This window comes from Pseudoalteromonas sp. L23, assembly GCF_021728455.1.
In the GTDB taxonomy this organism is placed as follows: Bacteria; Pseudomonadota; Gammaproteobacteria; order Enterobacterales; family Alteromonadaceae; genus Pseudoalteromonas.
The window spans coordinates 241350-253127 of record NZ_JAKKCW010000008.1 but is presented as its reverse complement, the minus strand read 5'-3'; the positions used below and the strand labels follow the sequence as shown (position 1 = coordinate 253127).

9 protein-coding genes are annotated in these 11778 nt (G+C 42.8%); all 9 read right to left on the bottom strand.

All coding sequences use genetic code 11. The features are described from left to right. Positions 1-534: 534 nt before the first annotated feature. The gene (locus L3V43_RS15020; protein ID WP_010607880.1) at positions 535-1392 is read right to left on the bottom strand and encodes a tetratricopeptide repeat protein; all 858 of its coding nucleotides are present in this window, start codon (positions 1390-1392) and stop codon (positions 535-537) included. Between the two features lie 78 nt (positions 1393-1470). Next, positions 1471-3393, bottom strand: coding sequence for a DNA topoisomerase III (locus tag L3V43_RS15015; protein WP_010607879.1), 1923 nt, complete (start codon positions 3391-3393; stop codon positions 1471-1473). Between the two features lie 103 nt (positions 3394-3496). Continuing rightward, a complete protein-coding gene (locus tag L3V43_RS15010; protein ID WP_010607878.1) occupies positions 3497-5611 on the bottom strand; it encodes a methyl-accepting chemotaxis protein in 2115 nt (704 codons plus the stop codon). Between the two features lie 216 nt (positions 5612-5827). Then, positions 5828-6154 carry a Na+/H+ antiporter subunit G gene (locus L3V43_RS15005; protein ID WP_010370840.1) on the bottom strand — a complete coding sequence of 109 codons (327 nt, stop codon included), beginning with the start codon at positions 6152-6154 and terminating at the stop codon, positions 5828-5830. Between the two features lie 9 nt (positions 6155-6163). Continuing rightward, complete coding sequence (locus L3V43_RS15000) at positions 6164-6433, bottom strand: K+/H+ antiporter subunit F (protein WP_010370838.1); 270 nt, start codon at positions 6431-6433, stop codon at positions 6164-6166. Next, positions 6427-6963: a Na+/H+ antiporter subunit E gene (locus tag L3V43_RS14995; RefSeq protein WP_010607877.1), complete on the bottom strand. Its 537-nt coding sequence runs from the start codon at positions 6961-6963 to the stop codon at positions 6427-6429. The genes L3V43_RS15000 and L3V43_RS14995 overlap by 7 nt, the downstream gene beginning before the upstream one ends. Further along, positions 6964-8478 (bottom strand): monovalent cation/H+ antiporter subunit D, encoded by a 1515-nt coding sequence (locus L3V43_RS14990; protein ID WP_045989682.1) that lies wholly within the window; start codon positions 8476-8478, stop codon positions 6964-6966. Beyond that, entirely contained in the window at positions 8475-8816 is a 342-nt protein-coding gene (locus tag L3V43_RS14985) for a Na+/H+ antiporter subunit C (RefSeq protein WP_010370832.1), read from the bottom strand. The genes L3V43_RS14990 and L3V43_RS14985 overlap by 4 nt, the downstream gene beginning before the upstream one ends. Continuing rightward, positions 8816-11608, bottom strand: coding sequence for a monovalent cation/H+ antiporter subunit A (locus L3V43_RS14980; RefSeq protein ID WP_017217780.1), 2793 nt, complete (start codon positions 11606-11608; stop codon positions 8816-8818). The genes L3V43_RS14985 and L3V43_RS14980 overlap by 1 nt, the downstream gene beginning before the upstream one ends. Between the last annotated feature and the right edge of the window lie 170 nt (positions 11609-11778).

The following is an 11778-nucleotide window of genomic DNA, read 5'->3' as shown; positions in this document are numbered from 1 at the left end:
TATATAGTCACTCAGTTACAATTGAGACTCTAAATTTGTTTGCGTCATCTAGCGAACTAGAATCTGCTGTTAGAACTCAATCTGTACGAGTGCCCACACAGATGATTGCTTCATATTTTTAAAGAACGTTTCGAAACATTTCGTTGTTTCGAGGGGTGTGCATTCTAAGCATTCCCAATTTTTTGTCAACACTTAATTTTGAATTTCTTTAGAAGAAGTTTCGAACTTAAGTTTTACTTGACTCCCAACTCGTTAGTCTGTTGCTTTTCAGCGCCGTTCCCCGTGTCGGTGGATGCGCATTATAGGGAAATCCAATTTTAGTGCAACCCCTTTTTTCATTAAAACTTATAAAAAAGGTTTGTTCGAACAGAAAACACACAAAACCACTTAAAAACCACATTAATGAAATATTTTCTTCATAAAACTGTCACCAGTTTTCGCGAAGGGATCATAAGTATTGATCAAATTTGGGAGGATGCAAGATACAGTTGAAGAAATTTCCACCTGTATCTTGGTATTCAACTATCTATTCTTTTAGTAAAGAAGACTATATAGCTTTCGTCGATATGCTGAAGCAACACTATCGCCATCAGGAAGCGAAGCGATAATATCTAAAAATCCCTTTTTGGCTTCACCGTAGTTCATATCTTTCTTAAGCACCATAAGTAGGCTTGCCAATGCTTCTTCTTTTTTACCCACATCTAACTGAGCTTGAGCTAACTGACAACGTAAGTCTAATGAATCAGGTTCAGCTTCCACCGCTTGCTCTAGACGCTTTACCTCTGGTGAATCTTGTGCAGCCGCAGCTTGCGCCAATTTAGCGACTAAATTGTGGTAATACGGGTCTCGCTGTTCTTCATTTATAGAATCTAATAACGCTTGAGCTTCATCAAATTTTTGAATTTGCATACAGATATCCGCAAACACCAACTTAACCCGAGTGTTACTACTGTCAATGTCGTATGCCTTCTTCGCATAACCAAAGGCATTATTTAGGTCACCGCTTGCGAGGAACTGCTTCGCTTGATCAAGTAAAATAACTTCAGGTGATGGTAAATGCTCAGACAAAGCTTCTTTTATTTCTTCTTCTGTTTTTGCCCCTGCCAGCATATCTACTGGCGCACCACCTTTTAAAATCACAATCGTTGGCAAAGCTTGTAAACCAATTTGCTGAGCGAGTTGAGATGCCAGCGCTTGTTGGACATCACAATCAATAACGCCTACGGTTATATGCTCACTATAAGCTGCCGCTATCCTCTCCAATATTTGGTCTTGCTGAACACATTCAGGATTTTGATTGCTATAAAAGGTCAGCAATAACACTTTCTCTGGATTTGGATCGGTTATTACTTGCTGAATGTTTTCAGGGGTTAGTTGGATTTTATTGCTCATATTCTATTTTCTGTCTGAGTAATTAATATGGTTGATATAGTGGCACTATCTGAATTTACAACCAAGCCAAGAAAACAATTATGCAGAGCTTGGCTTTCTCTTTCGGGTAAATTTCCCCTTTCTTGCACCACGCTTTTTAAATGCAGGTACAGGAACACCTTTCAGTGCATTCGTATTGATAGACTGAGCGCTGTCAATAAATCCACCTAACTCATCACAAAGCGGTTGCATAAATTGATTATACGACGTTTCCTTATTGGCGATCTTTCCGAGCAATGACTCCCAGAGCGCAGTTCTATCTGGTAATGAAAGTGACTCAGGTAGGGTTTGAATAAATGCCTTTCCCAGCGCCGTAGAATATATCGTCTTACCTTCTCGTCTAAGAAACTGCCGTCTAAACAAAAGCTCAATAATTCCGGCCCGCGTCGCCTCAGTACCAAGCCCATCAGTGTCTTTCAATACCTTTTTGATAGATTGATCGGAAACAAACCGTGCAATACCTGTCATTGCACCTAATAAGGTAGCTTCAGTGTAATGCTTTGGCGGCTGAGTTTGTTTTTCTTTAACTTCACCTTTCTCGCATAAAAGTTGCTCTCCCACCTGTAACTCCGGCAATAGGCTTTCTTTCTCTACCTCATGACCTTTAAACAGTATCTTGAATCCTTGATCTGTTATTTGCTTCGCTTGTGCTTTGAATTGACCACCACTAATCTCCAACTCCACTTTAGTTTCGTTGTAGCGGTAGGGGTGAAAGAATTGCGCAAGATACTGTACAGAGATGAGTTGATAGACCTGTAACTCTCTATGCCCAAGCTGAGCACTGCGGAGCTTTTTAGTGGTTGGAATGATAGCGTGATGCGCTTCTACCTTTTTATCATTCCAACACGCTCCTTTTAGATTCATGTCAGCTAACTTAATAAACTTACTTTCTATTCCCTGATTGTGCTCGGCAGCCGCAATGACTTGCTCTCTTTCAACAAAATGTTCTTGTGGTAGATAACGGTTATCTGATCTAGGGTAAGTGATCAATTTATGTTTCTCATAAAGTGCCTGACAAATATCCAACACTTGCTGAGCCGATAAACCGTAGCGCTTATTTGCGTCAATCTGCAAAGAAGAAAGGTTATAGGGTAACGGCGGGTTTATCTTTTTTGGTTTTGTTTCAACCTTATTTATTGTTGCTTGCTTTTGACTGATCCGATCCGCAACGTTTTCGGCTAAGGCCTTAACCAGAACACGCCCATCTTCGTCCATATAGGGCTTACATGCTTCACTTGGTACCCACTTAGCTTCAAAAACACCCCAATTTGGTTTATTGATGTGTGCAATCACCTCATAAAATGGTTTAGATACAAAGTTCTCTATTTCTAGATCTCTTCTAACAACCAAACCAAGTACCGGAGTTTGCACTCTGCCAACCGACAAAACAGTATTCACTCCCGCTTTTTGCCCGGCCAACGTAAATGCTCTGGTTAAATTCATCCCAAATAGCCAATCCGCTCTAGCTCTTGCAAGTGCAGATACACTTAAAGGAACAAATTCTTGATTAGAACGTGTCGAAGCCAATGCCTTTTTCACAGCTTGTGGGTTTAAATCACTGATCAACAAGCGTCGGATCGTTGCTCTTTTCCGTTCAGGCAAGTTTACAAATTGAAATACTTCGTCCACGAGCAATTGCCCTTCTCTATCAGGATCTCCAGCATGGTAGATTTCATCGGCTTTTGTGAGTAACTTTTTTAAAGTGCTAAGCTGCTTTTTTGTTTTTGGCTTTGCTTTGAACTGCCATTGAGTCGGCACGATTGGTAGATCATGAAACTGCCATTTTTTGTATTTGACGTCGTAGTCTTCAGGTTCTGCTTGTTCCAACAGGTGACCTATACACCAAGAAACCACATCACCATTCGCGACTTCTATATAACCATCTTGTTTTTTATGTGGTTTTGGTAAGACATCGGCGATTGCTCGGCCTAAAGAGGGTTTTTCTGCGATATAGAGTTTCATGATTAGCTTAACTGTATATAGATACAGTTATCATAGTGAATTTTGACGAAAAACACCATAGCTGCAAAGAGACTGTCTCCAGTCTCTTTGCAAACCAACAAACTTACGTTCTTAATAAATTAAGTTGCTTGTGTTTTTGTTCGACTATCAGCGTCATTGAACTGGCTGCTTGCTCTACTTCATCTGCGAACTTCGAAAGCTCAGCAGCGGCATCTGAAATGCCCGTCGTATTCGTATTAATTTCTTCGGTAACCATACTTTGCTCTTCCGCAGCCGTAGCAATTTGTGTTACTTCGTTAGAAATGCTTGTCAGCTCAGCAACTAGCGTACTCATTAACCTAGCCGATTCTTGGCAATAACTCACTGCGTCTTCACCTAGCTGCACAGAACTCTCAATGATCCGGCCTGAGTTCGCGACTTCACTCTGTAGGTTATCTATTAGTTTACTAATGTCGTCCGTCGATGCTTGTGTTTTTGACGCCAAAGCTCGAACTTCATCTGCAACAACCGCAAAACCACGCCCTTGCTCCCCTGCCCTTGCCGCTTCAATTGCCGCGTTTAAGGCCAGTAAATTAGTTTGCTCTGCAATAGCTCTGATCACTTCTAGTATTTTAGAAATATCATCACTGCGCTCAGATACCTTCACGACCGCTTGTTTTGCATCAATGACTTGATCCGCCATTGATTGCACCGTTTCGGTCGTTTTAATGATGCTTTGTTCGCTTTGCTGAACTTGATCTGCGGCCTGATTCGTACTTGCAGCCGCTTTTTCCGATGCCCGAGCCACCTCTGAAGCAGTTGCACTGAGTTCGTTAATTGCAGTAACTACGCTATCTATTTCTAAGTGCTGATTAGCGACTTTGTTTTTGATGTTTATCGCGGCTTCTGTTGTTCGATGCGACTGCTCGTAGGAAGATTCAGCAAGACCTTTGAGGTCATCAATCATCTTTCGTAGTTTATCAGTAAAGCGGTTAAAGCCATGTGCCAAGGCAATCAACTCAGCATGATGACTCACTTCTAGTTCATGCGTTAAATCGCCTTCGCTAGAAGCTAAGTTCTCTACCCGCTCCTGAATATGCGTAAGCGGGCCGATAATTGTGTTCACTAATACCACCGCAATGGCAATGCCAATAACAGCAATAACAATACCGATAATGAGCATCCAGCGACCAACGGAGTTTGTCGACTCCTCCAGCTGACTTTGCAGCGTTGTGGCAGAACTAAGTGCAATTGCCTTAGGTAGTTCGATTACTAGAGACCAAGTGGTGTTTGGTAACGCAATTTTAATCGGTACCGCTACGACTAAGTCTTCACCAAGCTCTTTAATCCCAGAACCTGTGTGCAGCGATTTTAACACCTCAGCCCTATCTGACTTTGTCGACTCAGCAAGTGGGCGGGCTAAATTCTTGTAGTGACTAGAACCCACAACAAGACCCAACTCACTTAACAAGGTTACCTTAGCGGCTCCTGAGTAAAGCGAGTTTGAGAGCTCGTCGACCATGGTTTGGAAAATCGGCAAATTTACATCCACGCCCACTAAGCCTCTAAATTGACGATTGACCACGACTGGTGTGGTCAATGAGGTCATCAGCATTTTGTTGCCCGGAGAAATTTCATATAAATAGGGCTCCATGATACACGGCGCTACTTTATCTTTTGCGCACAGATACCACTCGGCTTCTCGTAGGCCAAACTCATTGATTGCATCGGCATATTTTTCTTCTGCCGACTCAACTTTTTGTTGCATCGGACCATTGGCTTCTTGAGTAAAGTAGAGCTCTAAGGTACCAGCGCCCGGCACAGAGTGACTCGAACCACCTTGATTACTGGCATCATTGCCATCGTAACCATTCGGTTCAAACTGTGCATACATAGAAGACACAAAGCGATTTTGCTTTAGTGCACCATTGACAATTTCTTGCACTTGTTCACGGCTCAGAGGATCCTGCTCGGCGGTATGAGATAGTACACCCGCCAAAGTATAAGGAACACGATAGGCTTCATTGATAAAGCCAGCCACACGTTGCCCATATTGATTGCCTTTAGCGATAAGACCTTGGGATATTTCATCATAAATCGCTTGTTGGACCCCTTCACTTTGCTTGGTATTTTCTGCTGCAAGGTGAAACCACATTGTTGTCACTAATATAACAACCAAACTCGTTACTAATGCTGTTACAAAGAATAAGAGTTTGTTTTTAATCGAAGCTTGTTTCATAACATTCCCAGTTTTTAGACTTAGTATGCAAACAAATTGCACTGCACGTTCATCATCAACTTGATAAAACGAGTGACCCCTATTTTTATCGGCGACTATGAAGTCTTTTTTAACTGTAGCAAAAAATTTAATAACGTACTGAAATTTATGATGCTTGAGTGGGATTATTTAGGGAATAAATTATAAAGTGATGGGTAAAAAAATAGCGCCGAAGCACTATTTTTTTATCTTGTCTTTGCCTGTCGTCTTTTCATTACTCGGCAAGCGGTGATGTATTGCTGACTTAATCAGCATATATCCAGAAATAGGGGCAGTGAGCAGCAAAAATATTGAAATCAAGATTTCCTTTACACTCACACCATCAGTCGTGGTACTAAAATACACCATTGCCGAGGTCAATAAGCACGCCATTCCAAGCGTTGTGGCCTTTGTAGGACCGTGGAGACGCATAAAAAAGTCAGGCATTTTCACAAGACCAATAGAGCCTATCAATACAAACGCACCACCTAACAGTAATAAAATGGAAATTATCCATTCCGACATATCGCTCTCCTATTCTATGATGTCGCCGCGTAGCAAATACTTACATACCGCAACCGTACTTACAAAACCAAGCATTGCTATTAATAATGCGGCTTCAAAGTACAATGCAGTTCCCATACTCATTCCGTAAAGAATAATAAGCGCAATGGTATTTATGTACATGGTATCGAGCGCTAAAATTCTATCTGGAATTGAAGGTCCAACAACCAAACGCCAAAGATTTAGCAAAAGTGATACACCTATCATCGCAAAGACAATAAGAATTACAGTTTCTAGCATTCAAAAATCTCCTTCAATGGCGCTTCATAACGAGATTTAATAGTATCAATCAACGCTTGCTCATCCGTAAGATCTAACACGTGGATCAATAAGTATTTACGTTCTGGTTTTTCGCCACTTTTTACAGACTCAGGCCAAGGGTATACCTCAGCACTTACGGTGCCAGGAGTTAAAGATACCGTGCTGGCTAAAATAGTGATTGGCATAGCTTGATCTATATCGAGCGGCACCAACACGAAACCGGGGCGCAATTTCTTCGTTGGTCCTAAGATCTTTATCGCAACCTCAACGTTGGCTGTGATGATATCGTAAAGCACCAACAGCAAATGAGTAAACGCACGCCATGGCTTAATGATCAGTGGCTGCTTAGTTCTAAACCGATAGGTAATAAGCGGGATCACAATCGCTAGAATAGTCGCGAGAATAATATGCCCAGCTGACACACTATTATTCATCAATAACCACACAGTAAATAGCAGTAAGCTGCGAAATGGAGTTGGTAGCCATTTAAACCTTGCTTCTAAACGCATCTATTTCGCTCCTTTTAACACAGCATTCGTCATGCTAGAAAAGTCGTGTAAAGAGTCGGCTGCCGACAATGCGTAATCAGTCAATGGACCGGCAAAAATCACCATTAACGGCGCACAAGTTATCAAGGTAAGAATTGCGATAATTTGGGCTGGGTGCGCTTTTTCTGCCGATTGTGTATCGACCTTACCTGTATGATGCCAAAACACTGTGCTACCAGCTTTTGAGACACTTACTAATACCGCTAAGCTTACTAACAAATACACCGCCCAAAACCAATACGTGTGACTCGACTCGATGGTCGACTTTAAGATCCATACTTTGCCAATAAAGCCTGATAACGGCGGCATACCAATCACAGTGATTGCCGCAATTGCAAACATGATGCCAAGTAACATAGGTTGAACTACTGGGCGACCCGCGGTGATCCTATCAGCGACTTTCCCCCTTTGTTTCCCCACTAAATCAGCAAGTAAGAACAAAGCAGCAGACACTAATGTCGAATGCACTAAATAGTAAATGGCTGCAGCGCTGCTATTTACCGTTTGTACGGCGACTAATGCAACTAGAGTGCCAACTGACACCACCACTAAATTTGCAGACAGCTTACGCAAATCTTGACTAGCAAGTACGCCAATCCCACCCATGACGATAGTCGCCAGAGCGAGCCACCATAGCCACTCTTGTGCCATATGACTTAATTCACCGGCTTGATCGCCAAAAATCAGTGTATACACACGCATCATAGAATACACACCCACTTTAGTCATGATTGCAAATAAAGCAGCTACAACAGGTAACGCGGTTGCATAGGTGTTTGGCAGCCATAGATGAAGCGGTAGCAAGGCGCCTTTTAGCGCAAATACAACCAATAATAACAAGCCGCCAATTTTAGCAAGATAAACATCATCTCCTTGTAAGAAGGTGATCTTATATGCCATATCCGCCATGTTTAGGGTACCAAGCACACCGTACAAGATACCTAATGCAATCAAAAATACCGACGAACCTACTAGATTTAGGATCACGTATTGCAGTGAAGCACGGGTATTGTGCTTATCGCCACCATGCATTAACAGCGCATAAGACGCTATCAACAAAATCTCAAAGAATACAAATAAGTTGAACGCGTCACCAGTTAAGAAGGCTCCATTTACCCCCATCACCAAAAAGTGCAGTAACGGATGGAAGAAACTTCCTCGTTCGTCGTCTCCGGCACAGCTATACAGCGAACACACAAAACACAACAAAGCGGTTAAGCTGACTAACAGAGTAGAAAGTTGATCAGCAACTAACACAATACCAAACGGTGCTTGCCAGTTACCAATCGCATAAACCTGAATGCCAGACTGCTGAACATGTAGTAAAAGTGAGGCACAAACTGTAAACGTAATTAGCGACATGAGTACTGAAACTTTACGCCTAATCGCTAAGTTCTTACCACACGGTGGCATCAGCAGGATCACCCCTGCCAACATAGGTAATAAAATAGGTAAAGAAGTCAAATGTTGGATCATGCTTTACCCTTTTTGTCAGGAACAATGCCATTTACATGGTCATTACCCAAATCAGAACGACCGCGAATAGCTAAGATCACGACAAATGCCGTCATCGCGAACCCGATAACAATTGCCGTCAATACCAAGGCTTGCGGCAGTGGATCTGCATACTCACTGCTATAACCAAGCACTGCAGCTTTGTTTAAGGTCAATCTACCCGATGCGAACAAAAACAAGTTGACCGCATAAGACAACATAGTTAAACCAAGAACAACAGGGAATGTTCTTGCTCGTAGAATCAAAAATACGCCACAGGCTACTAGCAAGCCCACGCACGATGCATAAAGCAATTCCATTAAATATTCACCTCTTCTTTGGGCGCATTTGCCGTTACTTTACCTAGGCTCGCCAAAATCATCAGCGTTGCACCTACCACGGTGATATAAACACCAAGGTCGAATGCGATGGCACTTGCCAGCTCAGTTTTACCTACCAATGGGATATCAAAATAATCAAACCATGAGGTTAAGAATGGTTTGCCAAAGAACCAACTTCCCACACCGGTTGCTAGAGAAATAGCGATACCCGTTGCAATAATCTTGCGGTAATTGACATCAAAGCGCTCTGCAATCCAATTCGAACCATGAGCAATGTATTGTAAAATAAAGGCTATCGCCGTGATTAGGCCCGCGATAAATCCACCACCCGGCAGATTGTGGCCGCGCAAGAAAATATAAACCGAGACCAGCAATGCCAAAGGCAATAAGCTTTGTGAAATACTTGCCAGCAGTAGCGGATATCTTTCTTTCGCCCAAGGTCTACCTTCACTGTCACTGCCAGGCATAAACAATGGCAAATTAATCAGTAACTTATAAATCCCTAGTGCCGCAATACCCAGTACAGTAATTTCACCTAGCGTATCAAAACCACGGAAATCCACTAAGATAACGTTAACGACATTCGTCCCGCCACCGCCAACTTTGGCGTTTGCAATAAAGAACTCAGAAATACTATCCAATGGCCTTGTGATCAAGGCGTAACTGATACTTCCGATGATCACACCAATTGCTGAAGCAATACCCATATCACGGAGTACGCGAATAGAACTAGACTCCTTCGGCGTTCTTTGCGGTAAGAAGAATAACGCAAGCATCAACAGAATAATGGTCACTACTTCTACCGTTAACTGAGTAAGTGCCAGATCCGGTGCTGAGAAGCGCGTAAAGGCAACCGACACCATGAGACCAACAACCGAAATCATTAGCAGTGCAACCATACGAGTACGATGCCAGATAACCGTGCCAATCGCTCCAATCATTAATAAACCAGCACCAATACCGTTATGTACGTCAATTGGCGTCGGCTCTAAATTACCCACTAACTGTGACATTTCAAACAATGGCCAGCCTGCACTCACCAGCACAACGATAAACATCAGCATCAGATAACGCTGTAACGAACCATTTTCTATTGCGTTTACGCGCGCGCGACTCCAAGACACAATGTTGTACATAGTGCGTTCAAACGTTTTCTTAGCGTTCATTGGCGGTAATGAAGCTTGGAATTGGAATAGATATTTGCGCTGAGTATAAATTAATAAACCACCACATACCGCAAGGCCACTCATAAGCAGTGGTAAGTTAAAGCCATGCCAAATAGCAACTTCAAAGGTTGGCGCAGCCTCCCCTAATACCGCACTTGATGCTGTCTTTAACATGCCATCAACGATAAAGTTAGGGAACATGCCGACTATCAAACATAAAGCGACCAAGATTTCGATTGGAAAACGCATATAGCGTGGCGCTTCATGCGGCTCCTTGGGTAAATCAATTGGATCTCCGTTGAAGAATACGTCATGAATAAATCGCGCCGAATACGCAACAGAGAATGCACCGGCGATTGTCGCCAAAATTGGAATCAACCACGACATAGAGCCCAGAAGTTGCTGGTGTAGCGTCTCGGCAAAGAACATTTCTTTTGACAAGAAACCATTAAGTAGCGGCACCCCAGCCATCGCAGAAGCGGCAACCATCGCAAGCGTTGCGGTATAGGGCATAAATCGCCACATACCGTTGAGTTTACGCATATCACGAGTGCCCGTTTCATGGTCGATGATCCCCGTCGCCATGAATAAAGAAGCCTTAAACGTTGCGTGGTTGATAATATGGAAAACCGCTGCAACAGTCGCAAGTTCGGTATCCAGACCAAGTAATAAAGTAATAAGGCCTAAATGACTGATCGTTGAAAACGCCAAAAGACCTTTTAGATCATGTTTAAATAACGCAATATAAGCGCCAACGAGCAGCGTCGCTAAGCCAGTTAAGCCAACGAGAATAAACCACAGCTCTGTACCCGCCAGCGCAGGATAAAAGCGCGCCAGTAAGAATATTCCAGCTTTCACCATAGTCGCAGAGTGTAAGTACGCACTTACAGGCGTTGGTGCAGCCATCGCGTGCGGTAACCAGAAATGGAATGGAAACTGTGCGGACTTGGTAAATGCGCCCAGTAGCACAAGGATTAACGCCACTTCATATAATGCATGGGATTGAATAAGCTCACGACTCGATAAAATCACATCCAGGTTATAACTACCTACAATATCTCCTATCAACATCAAGCCGGCAAGCAGTGCTAAACCGCCACCACCAGTGATCGCAAGTGCCATTTTCGCCCCTTTGCGGGCCTCTGACTTATGCCACCAATAGCTAATAAGTAAAAATGAACTAATACTGGTAAGCTCCCAGAATAACCAAAGCTGTAATACGTTATTAGACATAACGATACCAAGCATGGCGGTCATAAAGAGCATTAAGTAAGCATAAAGTTTAGGCATGGAATCATTACTGCTAAGGTAGTATCTGGCATAGAAGATAACCAGCATACCAATGCCCAAGATCATGAAAACGAACAGCAACGCAAGACCATCCAGTCTAAACGCGATGTTAATATCTAGAAGCGGAACCCATTCAAATGTGTACCGAATAGTCTCTCCTGCGAAAACGGCAGGAGCGAGATCAACAGCAAGTAAAATTGCCACTGCTGGCGCTACTAAGGTTATAGCAGTCGACTGATTACGAGAAAGCTTTCCCGTAAATGCAGAGATAAAACTGCCAATTAAGGATAGCAAGGGTATCCAAAATAAAGTCATAGATGAAACCTTTTATTTGCGTCGTTATGGCTCGTTTAGATTAATGTGACAATCCCCCTTCCAAGTTGGAGCGATCGGTACACATCAACCACACGTACATGAACCCTGTTATACTTGATTAGTGTTTGAGTTGTCTAGAGTTTCACTTTCTAGCTGATGCTATTTTAGCC